Genomic DNA, 18227 nt, shown 5'->3' on the forward strand with positions numbered 1-18227 from the left:
TTATTGAACGAGGCTAGTATGGTTCCACTGTTTTTGGTTCTTCCCCTTTCATCAAACGTATTATATTATTTCGGTGACGAAGAACAACAACCAAACACAATATTGACGACAATAATACTTGCTTCTCATCTATGTGATATATCAAACTAGATAAGACCCAACTTACACTCATTGTAATAGAACTCATCGAAACATAGTGAGTAAAATGTTTGGTCATATAATAAACTATAATCCCAATAATAACAGATATTGGTTCTATCAAGAATAAGGAACCAATAGCAGTGTTAACCCCCTTACCACCTTTAAACTTCGTGAAAATAGAGAAGCAATGCCCCAACACAGTTAATAGAGCAACTCGATAAACCACCACTGACTCATATCCATAAAAGTACATTGCAAGGCCAACAGGAAGTAAGCCTTTAAGCATGTCACAGACCTGTATGAATAGCGCAAATCTTTTGGAGGTAAAACGCCCCACATTTGTCGAACCTATATTTCCACTCCCTTTCTGACGAATATCAATACGATAAACATACATAGTAAACCAATAACCGCAAGGAATAGAACCCATAATATAAGCTACAACATAAACAATCCAAGTATTTTCCATAGGTCAAGATTTAGTAATTATAACAACATGATATTCAAATGGGAGATGTCAAATTGATGTTATCTATTTTTTCTTACATTTAAAACAAGGAAATAATGAAGGCACACTACGGTAATACTCTTCATACCCTTTTTTTTGTTTCATATGCTTTTCTAACATTGGCACTCCCGAAACTTTCAAAAGTAATAATGTCATAATTATTGGTCCGACAAAAGCAGTTATATGCATACTACTGAAAGCGAACAAACCAAATCCCCACCACAACATAAATTCACCAAAATAGTTAGGGTGCCTTGAATATCCCCATAAACCTTTATTACAAATTCCTTGGGAGTTCTTCTTAAACTGAAATAATTGATAGTCTGCTACGGACTCATAAATAAATCCTGTTAACCAAACAATAAAACCTAAAACCATTAACCATGAAGATAAGCTAGAAACTGGAATACTGGAAGAGAAGAACACGATAAAAGTCCTGGATACAAGAAAAACTAAGATTGCTTGTAGTAAAAATGTTTGAAAGAGACTAACCCACCAGTATCGATGAGGACCATACTTTTCACGAAAAGATTGATAACGTTTGTCTTCTTCTGGCTTCATTCGTGAGAGCAAATATACAGACAGTCGACTACCCCATATTGCAATCATTCCTAAATAAACCCATTGTGCAAAACCACTTGGCATAAAATGCACATAACATCGTACCCCTACATAGACAAAAGCACTTCCCCATAGCACATCAACAAAATCTACACGAGATAATTTAATACTTAACAACCAAAAAATAATTGCACCGATGCAGAGCTCAATAAAAATTTGCAATCCAAAGTTCATAGCTTTAAGTTTTTATTCATATTCAACAACAACTCCAACTGATCCTAATCCAGCATAGACACCTATTACAGGTGTAACAGCTATATATGGCAAATGTTCAACTCTAAGCTTTTGGTTTAAACTAGCTTCTAATTTCACAGCATCAAAATCTGCTCCAACATGGACAACCTGAAAACGTTTCACTTTTTTCTTTGCCACTCTTCGAACCATTCGATTTAAAGAGCGGTTAAACCCTAAAACCACTCCTCCAAATTTCGCTCGACCTTCAGGGCTCATTGAAACCATAGGGTGCAACCCCAACTTGTTTGCAAGTGAATTCATTGAAATAGGAACACGCCCACTCTTTACCATAGCATCCAAAGAACGTACAGAAACCATAATATCTATTTTAGTCTTAAGAGATTGAAATAAGGAACGTAGATCTTCTATTTTTGCAGAATGAACTGCTGCCATAGCAATACGTTCGACCATCATACCATAAGCCGCGGATAGCGTTCCACTATCCCAAACATCTATTTCAGAAGAGGATTCACATGACACTTCATTAGCCGCAGCTAGTGCATTGGTATACGTTCCACTAAAATGTTTACTGATATGTAATGATATAATATGGTCATATTTGTCCAACAAACTTCGATAGAAATTTTCAAAAAACCCTTGACTCACCTGCGAACTTTGACACTTCACATCTCCCCATTGCATATCTTCATATAGCTCTTTTCCAGTTATAGTTATTCCATCTAAATGCTGATGTCCATTCACCTCCATCGGCATCGGCAATTTATATATATGATATTTCGAAATCTGTTCGTCACTTAAATCACAAGTCGAATCCACAACCAAAGCATACTTCTCTTTTTTAAGTGTTGACCTATAATATTGGCTCTGCAAATCATCTACCTTAATCTTCTCAATAACCCCCTCATCAGATAAAAACTTAGAGATTACAGTTGGACAATCTGTATGAATATGTACATGTAAACGTTCTTCATCTCCAGTACAAATAATAGAATCACCATAATTAGACAAGAAAGAGTTAATCTCCTCCTGTCTTTTTGACGCTCCTACTATATTTACTTCATAACAATATTGAAACGCAGGGGAAGATACAACATCATCTGTTTTAAATAACATCTCTTTTGAAGGAGTATATCGTTTTGTTTTTCCTTTTCTATAGGGCTTCAACATCCCTTCAATAAAACAGACAAATCCCAATGCTCCCGCATCTACAACATTCACTTTTGATAATATTTCCAATTGATTCTTTGTCTCTTCCAATGCTTCTCTCAATATAAAAACAGAACGTCTCATTGCCTCTGCTATAGATAAGACCTCGGCATTTGACATTACACGAAGCTGTTCAGCCCAAACTCGCATCATTGTTAAAATAGTACCTTCCTGAGGAGCACTCATTTTTTGGTACACATACAGATATGCCGACCCTAACATCTCTGATAAAGAAGATACGGATCTACCATCAAAAGCATCAACAGACCGATGAATCCCCCTTAGATATAATGCCACGATTGATCCGGAATTACCTTTCGCATTCTCAATAGCAGTAGAAGAGATACTTTTAATCGTACTTTTCAAATCTCGAACCCATATGGTATTATCTAAAATACTTTTTGTTGTAGCATACAAGTTAGTACCCGTATCTGCATCTCGTACAGGAAAAACATTAATTTGGTTGATCTCATCTACAAATAGATTTAATTGTTTTGTGCCATTTTTAAAGGCATAATAAAGATCCAAACCACTAATAGCTGAAGTGTGTAAAGGTGTTAGCATAGTCATAGGTTTCTTCTAAATTACATTAAAGGAGCAAAATCCTACTATTAAAGATACAATAATAATTTTATTTACAACATGATAAATAAAACAAACACAGAAACACAATTAATCACAGAAGGCATGTAAAGAGTGTTTTATTTCAATAAGCAAGAAAGCTTGATTACAGAAGAGGCATGGATATTCAGGATAATCTAACTTATTGATAATATTAATCAAAAACATATTATCTTTCGTATCGACCACTCCATTTCATAGGATATTCTTTTATTCTCTTATATCGAAATTCATGCAATGCTATTGCATGAATTGAATTTGACAATCTCCTTACAAAAGAAATAGGATCATTATAAATATCTCATTATAATTAATTTAGAACACACTTAAAAACGAGTAGAGCTAGATAAAAATACTATATTGAGGATCAAAGTCAGATCATAAAATATCAAAACATCAAAGCAAATAAGTTCTTAAAGCTACCTTCACCTAACCAACATGCTAATATCCCACCCTTTCTTTTAAATATCACTAGAACTATATTCGAAGTTCCTTCACCCAGAATGGAAAATCGATGAATGAACTTCGACTGAACTTTGATTGAACTTCGAATCATCTCATACGAAAGGCAGGTAATAGTAGCATGTCTTTGTGGACCTAGTGATTTAGAAGTATTAAGATATGATATAAATGAGTCTACTCTGACAACTCTTAATTTTGTATTCCACTTCATTACTCAAAAAACACACATTGACTATCAAATAGATACAAAATGTAAAATCAGTATTTTTCAGAAAAAGGAGGTTTCCAGAGTGGACGCATAGACTAAGTATTTGAATTAAAATTTTATTGGCAAATAATTATTTCATTCATGCTATTTACAATAAATATCCCCTATTAAGTATGGAGAAAATAGGGCTTTGACTATATTCTTGATCAAAAGAAACGAGAAGTAGTTAAACCTTATTTAAAATAGTCGACTATTTGAGGTACATTCAAAAAAAGAGACTGCCCAATAAGGACAGTCTCTTTAGCTATAAAAGGTTTATTCAAGGTACTGTTTCGTATTACAGAGATAAATTATTTAACCATCAGACTACGAACTTTTGTTCCTTTATTAGTAGTAACTCTTACGAGGTATTGCCCCGAAGGAAGGTTTGCAACATCAACTCTACTATTAGGAAGATAGTTCACGACATCCTTAACCTTAGTTCCTAGCACATTAAACACCTCTACTTTGCGAATTGGATCTTCACTATTTAACACAAAGAACTCTGATGTTGGATTTGGATATATATTTAATGATGCTCGTTCAAGCTCATCAACGGCTGTTTTAACTCCACCTGTATAGAACCAGAAATTATCAAAATAGATGTCGGTTCCAATATTACTATCTTTAGCTAGCCTAACCCAAATTTCAAGATCCTTAAAATCTCCTGCACTAATCCCAATCGTCGACAATGGGGCATCTACAACAATTTTTGTCATTACACCAGGAGCTAAAACCTGATCTTTCATGATGATAACAGGATATGATTTTTTCTCTGTAGTATTATGGTATACTACTGCAACTTCGTATGTAATCTCTTTCGATGCAAAAACATCAAATTCAAGTTTATAATCCTTTGTTACATTTAATTCCGACGCATTAATTTTCTTTCCAAGAGCAACTTGATCTATGATTTCTCGAGTTCCTTTTGTTGTCACTTTGTAGTGAAGAGACTGAATACCATCTGAAACATATTTAGAATCTTTATTCAATGCCACATCGCAAAGCCAATTATTCGCTTTACGATTTCTCCAGCCACCAAAACTAACATTTGCATCAGTAGTTTGTTCAAAAGAGCCATTTGTTCCAAATAGATTTGTCCCATTAACGGGCTCTTGTCCAAAAATAAAGCTAGTAGATGTAAGAAATAGTCCGATTGTTAAGGATAGAAGTTTTTTCATTTTTAATAGAATTAATGTTAAACAGAGTTGAAATTGAGTATGGTCATATAATGTCATAATTATGACATCATTAATAGACCATACATATAGTTTTTATTGTATAAAAGTTTAGATTGTAACAGGAGTTAATATCACTTTATCAAAATAGATATCTGCCCCAACATTTTTCTCATTGGCTAGTTTCACCCAAAATTGCAGGTTCTTAATTGTCTCCTTATTGGTCTCTTTTAAAGCTGACATTGGGACCTTAAGCTCTATTTGCTGCATTTTATTTGGTGATAATGTTTGATGCTTATTTTCAACAAGACGCATCATCTTGTTATTGCTTGCATCATCTATTTTATAAGAAACTACAAAATCATAAACGACCTCTTTAGATGCGTATATACTCAGTTTTAGAATATAATCTTTCGCAAGATCAATCTTCTTTATCGGAATATTTTTACCAAAAGCAACCTGATGAGAAATATTCTTTTTTCCTTTAGCACCAATATTATAGTGTAAAGATTGGTTTCCATCAACAATATATTGACTATCTTTATTTACATCAACAACGACATTCCACTCTTTCGTTTTACGTGTTTTCCAACCTCCTAAATTGGGTTTTTCGGCAGTTGATTTCTCAAAGGAATAGTTTGAACCTAATAGAGGTTTTGATTTTTTTTGTGCACAAACAGTTCCTGAGAGCAGAACCGTTAGACCTACTACTAATAAATTAAATTTAGTCATTTTGATTTTGTTTAGTTAACTTTTTGTTAGAAGTGATTGGCTAGACATATACTCTCGTTTTGAGAGCATATATCTTAATATTTTTATTGTTTGAATTCAATCTTTAAACAGAAGGCATTATCACAAGGTTTTACAGTTGGCATAGTAACCATTAAGCCATCCCCTTCCTGTGACCATTGTATATCATCATTACATCCAAGCATTTTGATGCTCTTAATTGCATTGATTCTTTTATTTGACTTCGTTAGATGTTGTAATTTCACCTGTTTCCCTTTACCTGGCCAATCTAGAATAAAAGTATAAAGTATTCCATCTTTTTGTGTATAACGAATATCCTTCATAGTAAATGGAGACTTTTGGGCTCTATGATGAATCTCATTTGTTGGTCCTTCACCAAACATATACCATGGACGGGTCTCAAATATTGCTTCACTATTCACTTCCATCCACTCACTCATTCCTTCTAAAATATCGGTTGTCTGCTTATCTAAAGTACCATCCGCCTTGATAGGAACATTCAATAACATATTACCGTTTTTACTTACAATATCGATTAACTTATCAATTACCATGTTAACAGTCATATATGATGCTCCTTTTTTGTATCCCCAAGGACCAATAGAGTCGTCTGTTTGCCAAGGATCATTAAGAATATGGCTCGCTTTTCCTCTTTCAAAATCAAGTGTTGCAACTCCAGGATAGTAAGCACCTTGCCACGGTCTCTCTTTTATACACATTACAGCCTCTTGTTGACCATTATGCATCTTCTGAGAGTGATTATAAAGATGAGAAAGAACACTCATTCCTGTTTTCCCTTCATCATCACCACGAAACGGAATAGCACAATCAAAATATAGAAGATCAGGATGATAGTTGTCAATTAAATCCTTCATTCTACGCTCCCATTGCTTTCTCCATTTTTTAGGAGCATTTTCTGGAGCACGAGGATGAATATCCTTATGATCTTCAAAATAGAAATCTGCATACTTTGGGTCTGCACCATCATACCTCACTCCTTTTTTAGCACCTTTTTTATCGGCAAGTTTATTGGTATTAAACCAGCTATAACTGCGGGATAAGTGTGTTGTTACACCAAAGCGTAGACCTTGTTTTAGAGTTGCCTCTCGCCACATTCCAATAATGTCTTTTTTGGGACCCATATTTACAGCATTATACTTATGATGCTTTGAATTCCATAAATCAAAATTATCATGGTGAACAGCACATGGTGAGAAGTATTTTGCTCCTGCTTTCTTAAATAACGAAACTAGTTTATCTGGATCAAAATTCTCTGCTTTCCACATAGGAATGAAGTCTTTATATCCAAATCCAGAAGGGTGTCCATAAGTTTTCAAATGATGCTTATACTCTGGTGTTCCCTCTAAATATAATTTTCTTGCATACCACTCTCCTTGTTCCGCAACAGAGTATACCCCCCAGTGCATATAGATCCCCAATTTTGCATCCCTAAACCACTCTGGACATTGGTATTGTTCTAACGATTTAATCGATGGTTTAAAATGAACTGAATTTTTCTGTTTCTCTTTTGCAGATAAGCCCGTCAATAAGCTTCCTGTCAGCAAAACTGCTAATCCTATTTTTTTGATATTTGAATAGATCATTTTCGTATGTTGCTTTAAAATGGTAATTTACTCTTGTTAGGTTTTGCTTTCCCTTTCAGGCAGTTCTTATTCATATCTTTGTCAGGAATGTCGTAGTAACTCTTCTTCAACTTTCGATAGTTAGGAACATGATCCTTTTTTGGAAACTGATTCACCACAGCTTGAAAGTTTTCGATTGCTTCTTGTATTTCTTTTTTATTACTACGAATCAAATTATGATGTTCATAGAAATCATTTTTTAGATCAATCAGCTCATATACCTGTCCAAGCGTATCCACATATGCTTTATATCTTTTATTTCGAATCGAACGATCTCTATAGCTATGCGAGTTTACTAATCTCCCATTCTCAAAATGGCCACCATTAGATCCCAAAGCCACAATCCATGACCTTTTCGTTTCGTTGGTATTTCCATTTAATAAAGGTACAAATGAGTAACCGTCATATTTATATTTCTTATTTTTTGACGCTCCTGCTAAATCACAAAAAGTTGGTAATATATCTGTAAAATCGACCAATTCTTCTGATACTTGATTCGGCTTTATTCGCCCGGGAGCACTTACAATTAATGGGGCATTAATACCATTCTCGGAAAGTTTGGTTTTACCACCTCTAACAGGTCTTCCTTTTAAGTGTCCAATAATATTTCCTGAAGTACCATTATCGGTGGTCCAAAAAATCATGGTATTGTCAGATAATCCCAAACTATCTACTGCATGAACAATCTTTCCTAAAATATGATCTGCATAACGTACCATTGCCTTATGCTGTTCTCCTTTAGGAGCATTAGGTTCATTTGGAGTAGTAGTTAAAGGTCCATGAGGCAAACACATCGGATAATAAACCATCATTGGGTCTTTCTTGTTTTTGGACATAAAATCAATAATAAAATCTGAAAATACATCCTCTCCAAACTGTCCTTTATATGTTTTACTCCCTTTCTTAGTATGTATATAAGGATTCCAATATCTTTGAACAGAAGTCTCAATATCTCCTCCTCCTTCACCACCCGTCCACATACAATATTCTTGGAATCCAACATCTACCATTGCTTTTGGTTCTAAACGAAAATCATTCAATTGCCATTTTCCAGCTACGCAGGTTTTGTAACCTTCCTTTTGAAGCATTTTTGCAAACGATGGATTTACATCAGCATCAAAATGGACTCCATGTCCCCATCTAGGAACATCATAATGGTTTACCCATCCATGATTAAATGGGTATTGTCCCGTTAACAATGTTACTCGACTGGGGGTACATTGCGGCATCGAATAAGTATTGGTAAACTTTATTCCATTTTTTGCCAATTTATCAATGTTTGGAGTTTTAACATCATTGGCACCATAATTTTGCACCCACTCTTTTCCCATGTCATCTAATAGAATAAAGATGATATTAGGTTTCTCGGTCTTCTTTGCGAAAGAGGAGAAAGCGAATAATGTGCTAAATGCTGTAACTGTAATTTTTTTCAGACAGTTCATTTTTTGAGAGTGTTAATTTAGAACAAGAGTTGAAAAATTTTCCGTCATTGATTGATTGTAAATGAGAATTACTATTTACTATTACAAAACTACATCACTCTAATTTTTGACGCCTTATGGATCATCACAAATATTAACATATATATATCAGGAGATAGCATATGTAAGAAACATTAGTATGACTTTCATAAAAAAAACAGTAAGAAACAACACAACCTAATACACAATAACAACCTAATAATAAGCAAAATACAACAACATACAAGCAAACAATCAACAATGACATAGAGGTATGACATATATTAAGAAACATATCACTGCAACACCATCATATAAATACATGAAAGTAAGTTATTAGAAAGGTGTTACAATCGGAGAAATATAATTGTTACAAACAATTTAAGCTTCTTAATTCATTCAATTACTTCACACACCATATTTTAATGCATAAATAGTGCGTTTAATAATTATGGCTTTCAATTATACAAGAGTGCAATAATAATAGTGAGTCCAACAGTGATAAATAAATTAGATTTTTTGGATAACGAGGCATAAAAAAGATCTACCCATCATGATGAGTAGATCTTATATCAAACATTAAATTAGTTATCGAAATATTAGTTACCCTCAATAATTCCTGGTGAAGGTGATGACGATTCAATAAAGTCAGTAGAAGAGTTATCTGAATCAATTAAATAAGGTCTCTCATTTGCAATAAAAGCCACTTTTCTTCGAATAGAATGGCCATATCGATTATTATCATCCATTGATAAACTAAAATATTTAATGTCTAACTGAGATGACAACGTTTTCCAATTAAACTGCCCTTTGGGGCTACACTCTACAGCATCAATAATCGAACTATTTTGAATTCGCCAAGCATCACGATTAATCTCAGATTTCACTCCATTCTCTGTATAAGTATAGATATATGAATAAGCAGCCGCCTTCATAAACACATCCGTCGTTTCTGCTTTTCTTCTAAAAAGAATAAAAGATTTTTGTCCTTTATCATTTGGTGACCATTTCTCAACAGGAGTATCGGTCATTTTCTGCATATTTGGCACACCAGGAGTATCTTCATCAGTAGTACTAATATCATACCATTCAAAGTTTGCTTTAGTCAGGTCAAGGGAGTTCGAATTGATTGTCTTATGATTTATAGCTCTATCCACAATCAAAAATGACTCGCCTGGTTTCAGCAAAAATTGTTTTCCATTTCCGCCAACACGGTAAACTTTAGAAACAGCAGTATACTTATCTCGTTCATCAACTTTAAGATCAGAAAGGACAATATCAGTTTGAAACTCCGTTTCTGCAATACATAGATCATCGGCATATAAATCACGTTCTGAATTATTATATATTTCGAAGAATTTATCCTCGGAATAAGCAGTACCATCAACATTTAACGATCCAGTAAAATATATTTCCGAGAAGATCAAGTCTGCATTAATATTGTATACATACAAATCTAAATCGAGAGTCAATCTTCCCCCTTCGACTTTAACATTTTGCTTCATTCCTCTCACTCCCACTTCTTTTACCACCTTACTTTTATCTAAATCAGCAGTAGTCACCTCTAATATTCCATCTAATTGCAGATTATATGTACCATCCTCAACTTTTAAGAATGGAACTCCTAAATTTTTGATTTTTCTAATCTTCTGAGATCCAGTTTCAACATTTGTAATCGTAACTGTTGCTGTTTTCATTTTCACTTTATCATTCGAGAATGATTTAGGTGTATGCATTTTCACCTCTACATCTGAAAGAGGTAGCATCTGATCCTTTTGACAGGAAACAATAAGTAAAGAGGCCAAAAGTGCAATGCAAGATAGTTTCTTATACATCATCGATATTATTTTTTAACTATTACGGAGTTACCTCCTAATAAAACAGACTTCAACTAAACCTTGTTTATCTGAAAGATAAAAGTACAATAGTATTTTTTAAAATTAATTACATATTTGAACATTTTTAATGTAATGATAATCTATTACAATCGGGTAGATGGCTGGAAGATATTTAATCTTCCAGTACACCTCCCACACCACCGTACGTACGGGTCTCGTATACGGCGACTCCCTAAATCACGACTTTACTTTCTGATAATAATCACTTAGCGTAATATAGCCTGCCTTCTCCAAATTCTTATTCGTTATAGTCGTTTGTAGAATTGGACTCTTTGAAATGAAATGCGCCAATACTTTTTCCTCGTATTAGCATATTCATACGCTTTGCTCTTCAAAACTCCGATCAAATATGCCGCATGAAATAATGATAATTCGCCATCGGGTTAACACTTACCTTTTCGTAGTTCTGTTATTAAAACTTTTCGATGAAATCTGAGATAATCTTTTAAGGATTCCACCTGCATCTCATCAACTCCATGACTCCCTTTATTTCGATAAACCTGTAAATAAGCCTTATTTAGGTTATCTGATTCTAGGACTCGTTCTAATAAATTATCTGTTGTAATGGTCGTTTTCATAATGGCTTCAGTTATCCCATTGAAAGTGTGCGCTCTTGAGTTATTATCGAGTTCCGCTCTACCTTCACTCAAGTAGCTATCTTCCGATATTTTCTGCATTGATCCCTTCATTAGGTAACAGTCTGTATTATGAACAATTTAAGATTCAGTCCTTCCTGTAAAGTGGATACAGTACTATGACCTCGGCTGACTTCTCACAGTTAACTTTTTGTGAATGGACAGGAAAAAAAATACACTGTATCCATCTGTGAGACCTCCCATGGTAAGGAAATTAACTTTCACTCCATCTATCCGCCACATCTACGGTATAAACTCCGTGTAGAATTCGGACTTCACTTTGTTTGGCAAGCTTATCCAGTTATATACCGCCTAATGAGATTCGTATACCTCGGATCAGAGTTTTGCATACGGCTTCCTTCAGGTTATACCTCACGATAAGCACCCTTGCCTTCTGCTAGGTGGTTGGCTCTACAAACCTCCACTACGGACTTGCACCGATTAGTTAATTTACATGCATGGCACACCAAAAGAAGGACTCCCCATTTAGGAGAGCCCTTCTCTATACTTTGACTCTAAAAAAGATCTTATTGTTTTTTCAAAATTTTAGCAAAAAGACCATTTGTGAGATCTCTTAGAACGTACATACCCTCTGACAAATGATCCATCGAGAAGGTCTCTGTTCCATTAACATCTAATTGTTTTACAACACGCCCATTCACATCCAACAGTTCATAAGAGTGCTTCTTTTGATCATTGTTAATAATCGTTATCGTAGAACTAAAAGGATTTGGATATATTGAAGTAACTCCTAACTCTACAAGATTAGAAGATGTAAATAATTTAGCCGTTAACTTCAAATCATCTGTACTTTTTGAAGGTAATGAATGGCTGTTTCCAGCCAGTGAAACATAAAGCTTATTTTTACCATCAGTGAAGTCAATATGCTGATAATCTAACAGTGGCTCCCATGCATCTCTAAGATTCTTACGAAACAGATAACTCACACCATCGCTTCCATTGATTGCCCCTTTTTCTTCAGCATACATAGTTAACTTGAGCTCTGGAGCTTCTCTTTGTGTCATACAAGTGACATCCACATTTGGGCTATTATAGTTCTTATATAACTGAAGACTATTCATCTTTTCGCTACGCTTCCATAGATTATCATATTTAAATGCCCACAAATAATCATGCGCATTAAAGTCAAAGCCAGACAATTCAAATTGAATACTTACTCTCTTGCTTTTCAAATTATCAGAAGCTGTCATCCTCATTACATATGGTAAAGAATGATCTGTAATAATATTCGCATCAATGGCACTTGGCATCCTAAAATCTATCCAGCCTTTTTCATCGGTACCATCATTAATTCGATATATAAACTTCGTCTTTACAGCTTCTTTCTCCAATTGAACCTCAAAATAAGTGTAGTCTTCTACAGCAATATTTTTACGAATAGATGCATCTTCTCCTAATACAACAGATGCTGTATTCCATTGCGTTGTAGCATTCTCCCCCAAAATAATCGATTGATTCGGTTTTAATGCCAAATTATGGTCATGCAAAGTCAATTGGTCGATAACTGTTAATGAGTGATTGACATTCAGCATTTCATCACCAAGATGATCCAACCTAAAAATTGTCAATGATTTATCAATTGATTGCGACTTATCTCCTTTAAATGTAAAACTTGCATTTCTTGACACAATATCACCTTTACCCTCTATATCTCCATAAATATTGACTTCTGAAGATGAAAGATCTAACGATGCACCAGTAGATATATTTATATTTTTACAAACCAAAGTACCTAACGTATTGCCGTGTCCATATGCCCTTACTTCTCCAGAAAGAATATTAAAATCGTCAGTGATCTTTAGCTTTTTTGTATTAAATCTAGAGTTTAATGATAGAATATCAGACCCAATATCTACCGTCAAAGATCTCATTGCTGTTATCACACCTTGACTACTTCTAACAAGATTATGAACAGAGCCACTTTCTACAAATACTACAGCTGACTTAAATCCATCTGTCCATGATTTATCAGATAAACCTAAGTCCCCTCGAACAGTCATTGTAACGTCCATCTTTGCATGGCTATTAACGATACTCGTAGAAAAGTAACCTTTCTTGAAAGAGATGTTACCTGCATTAAGTTTGAAACTTCCTTTTGCCCATTCACTAGAACTCGATTGTGCAAAAATATCTGTATCGAAATGTCCTCCATTTAGATTAAATACGGAACCATGTGCAGTAAATGTATTCTTAACCACACGGATATTCCCACCATCAATTGTTAAAGAACCATTTAACGCCATATTGCCATCAATTATCACATCAGCCCCATCAGCAATACCTAGGCTACTATTTTCCGAAATACTAATCGAATTGAAATGAGATGAAGTAGAAATAACTGGATAATTTACACATCCATCATTTAACATTACTGCTGTAGAGGCATCAGGCACCATTTGGTCATCCCAATTGGATATATCCTCCCAACGACTAGATGTACCACCTCTCCATAATCCCTTAATCTTAATTGCAGGATCGATATTAATCGTGTAATCCTCAACATGAGCTTTATCAATTCCTTTATCAAAAGAGAAGTTATCATACGATGAAAAATACGCAATTCGAATTAAAGTTGCTCCATAAACAGGTGGATTAATCTTCATATCAAAAGTCACAGTTCCTTCAGACCAATCAGCATTTTTAACATCAATCTTCTCTTTACTTTGATCTAAATACCCATCATGATCAAGATCAATCCACACTCCAATTTTTCCAGAAACAACACCACCGACTCTTTTATAATCGATATTTAACTTATATGGATAATCAGGCTGAATATTTGCAGTCATATCTTTAAAATCATGATATCCAATATCAGATCTCACTTCACGATTATTCAAATCTGCAAGATGAACTAAACGAATCGCATTTATTGGTTCAACAATATTCAATGCAGCATAATTCCCCTCAGCAAGAGTAGTTACATGTAATGTATTAGATCCCACATCCTCATAATCTATACGTGCACCATCATTTACATATCGATACAGTTTATAATTATATTTGGTATCAGCTTCTAGTCCTTTATGTTGAAACAGATACTTTGGGGATGGAATATAGGCACAATTATTTTCCTCTTTATCTCCATCTTTAGGATCTATAATCTCATCATCACCAGTGGTCCATTTAAGCAAATATCCCCAAATAGCATTTGACGCATCCTCAGGTTCAATATTAAGATCGATCCTATGGCTATAAAGATTTTTTTTCGATATAGAGATAGCTTCAAGTGCAGGTATTTCACCATAAGTCCTCACTTTCTTTTGAATCCCATATGATATTCCTGCTTCATTAATAATATAAGCTCGATAATAGTAATTCGTATTTTCTTCTAATCCAGGTACCGTAATTTGGTAGGAATCTAAAGTGATAAGATCTGATGCTAATCTTATATCCTCGATTTTAGGATTCTCTGATTTAGAGACAACAACACCTTTCTCCAATACCTTATACATACCATCGGCAAGCTGTTCTCCTCCAATAGTAACCTCATTATTATCAACATTAATTGGATCTGATGTAACAACGGCTCCTAATCCAGGCATTGCAATAAATGCATAGTCCTCGACTTGACCTTTTTTGGGACTATAACAAGCATCTACAATACGATTTGATGCAGCATCAGTGATCACTCTAATACGTTTTCTTTCATATGTTCCAATATCTCTTGGTATATCGACGTAAAAACGAACGTCATCTTCAATATCAGAGAATTCATAACACATCTCATCATCTCCAAAATCATTGTCTCCATCAAAATCAAAATAAACTTTACCATTTTGACTATCCCCAGCAAGTGACAATTCGACCTCAGCTCTTTGTCCTGGTCTGACATGAATATTACCTTTACTTGTAAAGTCTTTGTAACCTTTATCACTATATGCTGTCTTAGATGAGATAGTAGTAGTTCCTAACTTAAAAGTTAAAATGCCATAATCTTCTCCCCAACGAGCATTAGATGTAGCCCCACTACAATCGACAGGACTAATATCTTTATAAAGTACCACACCATCTTTAATAGTATTCTTGTTAGATCCATTTGCATTCGTCACATTTAATGATACTGTAAAATGACCTTGTTTAAGATATCTCACTTTTGGATCAGGTGATGCAGAAGTCGTTCCATCAATAAATTCAATTTCATCTGTACCAAAATTCCATTCCCATGCATTAGGTGAATAATCAGAACGATCTTTAAACGAAATAACATTACCACCTGTTTCAAATGAACAATTTGTTCCCCAAACATCAAACTTTGCCTTAGGTTGGGAATGACATCCTGAAATCTCATATTCCTTAGTTAAAGGTTTAATTTGATCTCCACTTAATGTTATCCGAACAGCTCCCAAGTCATCAACTTCACTGAAATTTAATGTTTCCGTCTCTTTTGAAACAATTTTCTTCGCAAGTACTTTATCCCCCTGAACCACTGTAATCAGTGCCCCCATTTTAGAAATATCAGAAATGGTAACTTGCTGGTCACCACATGACATTGCATCTGGAAAAGTTGCATTTATTTCAGCTGGTTTAGCCTTCCATATTTTCATTGAAGGATCACCAAATAGATGAAAAAGTCGATATGTATAAATTCGACTTTCTTCATCGGGTGCCCATGTTTCATCCATCCTCATTAAACCGAGGTTAACAACATCTCCAAGAGTTGTTGTAGCATGATCAAAATTATGAGGGTGATGTCCATGAACTCCTGCTCCATTACCAAATGAAGGATTAAAGCCAGGATTAGGCCAGATAGACTCAAACATACCTAAGGTTAATCCATCATTACATCCAGAATAAGAGTAATAAGATGCAGCAATAACAGCAACAGCTCCTCCATTATTTTTTCTCAAAAACTTCTCAGCAAAACACTCTTTCAGTTCAAACTCACCTGTATGGCAGTTAATTGAGAACACGACTGGAAGCTTTTCGCCATTATTCAATCCATTAATATCACTTGTTAGAAACTCCGGATGCGCCCAACCAGTTCCACCTGCATAACCATGATCACGATGAAGAACATAAAACTTTCCATCATTTATAGCAGCACGAATATCTCCTTTTGAGCCATTCCAATTAAATCCATTAGCTCTTAACATCTCAGGAGGAAGTGCTTCTCCATTTGAATACCTTCCATTGTTAAAGTGAGTAGGTGATACAGAATGACTTGCATAATAGATACGTTGAACATCGTATCCTTGTCCTATCATATAAGATCTAACATCCTCACTCGTATGGCAAAAACGTCTTGTAGCATAACCATTCCTCTCATCATCTTGGAATTGAGCACAATTCAATCCATTTTGATAGAAATCTTCATCCTCAACAGGGTTTCGTTCGTAGTTAATAATTTTATCAATAACCACTTTTGCTTCTGCCACACTTGATACAGATAAACGTCCCTTTGCAAGATCTGGTGTAAAATCACCAGCACCATCCATACACACATAGCTCAAATCTGAATAGAAATCTTCCCCTCGAGGTGTACTAAAACGTTTTGCAGGGACATCTTCATGATCACCAATAATCATTAAATACTTTGGCTTCACATCCCATTGGTTATATCGAGTACTGACTACTGATTTTACTTCTTGAGTTGACCAACGATCTTTCGAAACAACTTCAACTGTTTGTCCCAAGCTTGCTTTCCAAGAAGCAAATCGTTTTGCCTCTTCTCTAAAACGCTCAGTCGTTATAATAATATACTCTTTCGCATCTCCATTAAAACTATTTGGAATATTCGCGATAGGTATTACATCAGCCCCGTTTATCGCCATATTCTTTAACTGAGAAGCAATCGCTGAACTCTCAAACAGTTCGACAAGATCATTATCTCGTTTTACTTTATATGACAATGAAGAATAGACCCTCAAAATTTTTCTTTTGGGGTTATACTGAACTGGACATAAGTTTACTTTTAGAATACGAGCAGACCTCATCTGTTGATCTGCAACAACAGAAACAATCTTTTGAGGATAAAATGCATCTTTCGCATACACTTTATCATCTTTCGCAAATTCGGGTTCCGAAGCTCCTTCAGTATCTCTAGCTTGTTTTAAAGCAGGATAGATATCTATTCCTTCATACTCCGTATATGTAACATCGCTCAACTCAAGACGAACCTGTTCTCCTTGGGCTGCTAAAAAATAATCGGATTTGACAGGCAATGCAGGTGCTCCTACTCCACCTAACATATTGAATCCTTCGATATGTAATAAACGGTAAGAATCTCCTAAAGCTTCATGACGACTCATAAAAGCACCATCAAAGTTGTATTCAACAACAAACTGTTGTCCTTCTTTATGTGTCTTTAAACTGGGGGATGCGTTTTGCTCCACCAAAACTCCTTTTTTACGTTGCTTTACAAAGGGTAAATATTCATTCTTTGCATTAACAGATGTAAAAAATAGAGTAAGTAAAACTCCTAATAAAAATCTATGCATGTTATAATGTTTAATGATAACATGCAAATATTAACATAATTACCATGACTATTATAACAAACACACAGATTTTATAACATATTTAATCAAAAAACATTACTTAGCATAGTAAAATAGCTCGAAATTAACAACAACCTATACTTATATTCAAAAAAAGCCAACACTATTTACTAGCAAATTTTGTCATCAGACTATTCAAAA

10 protein-coding genes are annotated in these 18227 nt (G+C 34.6%); all 10 read right to left on the minus strand.

The window, feature by feature from the left end:
• Positions 1 to 13 precede the first annotated feature (13 nt).
• Complete coding sequence (plsY, locus tag K5X82_04015) at positions 14 to 610, minus strand: glycerol-3-phosphate 1-O-acyltransferase PlsY (protein ID QZT38070.1); 597 nt, start codon at positions 608 to 610, stop codon at positions 14 to 16.
• Positions 611 to 673: 63 nt separating this feature from the next.
• Entirely contained in the window at positions 674 to 1444 is a 771-nt protein-coding gene (locus tag K5X82_04020) for a DUF1295 domain-containing protein (protein ID QZT38071.1), read from the minus strand.
• Positions 1445 to 1456: 12 nt separating this feature from the next.
• A complete protein-coding gene (locus K5X82_04025; GenBank protein ID QZT38072.1) occupies positions 1457 to 3235 on the minus strand; it encodes a DegV family EDD domain-containing protein in 1779 nt (592 codons plus the stop codon).
• Positions 3236 to 4312: 1077 nt separating this feature from the next.
• A complete protein-coding gene (locus K5X82_04030; protein QZT38073.1) occupies positions 4313 to 5182 on the minus strand; it encodes a T9SS type A sorting domain-containing protein in 870 nt (289 codons plus the stop codon).
• 108 nt (positions 5183 to 5290) lie between these two features.
• Positions 5291 to 5911 (minus strand): hypothetical protein, encoded by a 621-nt coding sequence (locus K5X82_04035; GenBank protein ID QZT38074.1) that lies wholly within the window; start codon positions 5909 to 5911, stop codon positions 5291 to 5293.
• An 83-nt stretch (positions 5912 to 5994) separates the two neighbouring features.
• Positions 5995 to 7533 carry an alpha-L-fucosidase gene (locus tag K5X82_04040; GenBank protein ID QZT38075.1) on the minus strand — a complete coding sequence of 513 codons (1539 nt, stop codon included), beginning with the start codon at positions 7531 to 7533 and terminating at the stop codon, positions 5995 to 5997.
• A gap of 14 nt (positions 7534 to 7547) precedes the next feature.
• Positions 7548 to 9014, minus strand: a complete 1467-nt coding sequence (locus K5X82_04045; GenBank protein QZT38076.1) for a sulfatase-like hydrolase/transferase — start codon at positions 9012 to 9014, stop codon at positions 7548 to 7550.
• Between the two features lie 617 nt (positions 9015 to 9631).
• Positions 9632 to 10870, minus strand: a complete 1239-nt coding sequence (locus K5X82_04050) for a DUF4876 domain-containing protein (protein QZT38077.1) — start codon at positions 10868 to 10870, stop codon at positions 9632 to 9634.
• 443 nt (positions 10871 to 11313) lie between these two features.
• A complete protein-coding gene (locus K5X82_04055) occupies positions 11314 to 11607 on the minus strand; it encodes a hypothetical protein (GenBank protein ID QZT38078.1) in 294 nt (97 codons plus the stop codon).
• A gap of 485 nt (positions 11608 to 12092) precedes the next feature.
• Positions 12093 to 18026 carry a T9SS type A sorting domain-containing protein gene (locus K5X82_04060; GenBank protein ID QZT38079.1) on the minus strand — a complete coding sequence of 1978 codons (5934 nt, stop codon included), beginning with the start codon at positions 18024 to 18026 and terminating at the stop codon, positions 12093 to 12095.
• Positions 18027 to 18227 lie beyond the last annotated feature (201 nt).

Source organism: Prolixibacteraceae bacterium (assembly GCA_019856515.1).
GTDB classification, from domain to species: Bacteria; Bacteroidota; Bacteroidia; order Bacteroidales; family Prolixibacteraceae; genus Halosquirtibacter; species Halosquirtibacter xylanolyticus.

Excerpts from the sequence above, each read along its gene's own strand:
- plsY (QZT38070.1), bottom strand. The coding sequence starts at position 610 with ATGGAAAATACTTGGATTGTTTATGTTGTAGCTTATATTATGGGTTCT.
- K5X82_04020 (QZT38071.1), bottom strand. The coding sequence starts at position 1,444 with ATGAACTTTGGATTGCAAATTTTTATTGAGCTCTGCATCGGTGCAATT.
- K5X82_04025 (QZT38072.1), bottom strand. The coding sequence starts at position 3,235 with ATGCTAACACCTTTACACACTTCAGCTATTAGTGGTTTGGATCTTTAT.
- K5X82_04030 (QZT38073.1), bottom strand. The coding sequence starts at position 5,182 with ATGAAAAAACTTCTATCCTTAACAATCGGACTATTTCTTACATCTACT.
- K5X82_04035 (QZT38074.1), bottom strand. The coding sequence starts at position 5,911 with ATGACTAAATTTAATTTATTAGTAGTAGGTCTAACGGTTCTGCTCTCA.
- K5X82_04040 (QZT38075.1), bottom strand. The coding sequence starts at position 7,533 with ATGATCTATTCAAATATCAAAAAAATAGGATTAGCAGTTTTGCTGACA.
- K5X82_04045 (QZT38076.1), bottom strand. The coding sequence starts at position 9,014 with ATGAACTGTCTGAAAAAAATTACAGTTACAGCATTTAGCACATTATTC.
- K5X82_04050 (QZT38077.1), bottom strand. The coding sequence starts at position 10,870 with ATGATGTATAAGAAACTATCTTGCATTGCACTTTTGGCCTCTTTACTT.
- K5X82_04055 (QZT38078.1), bottom strand. The coding sequence starts at position 11,607 with ATGCAGAAAATATCGGAAGATAGCTACTTGAGTGAAGGTAGAGCGGAA.
- K5X82_04060 (QZT38079.1), bottom strand. The coding sequence starts at position 18,026 with ATGCATAGATTTTTATTAGGAGTTTTACTTACTCTATTTTTTACATCT.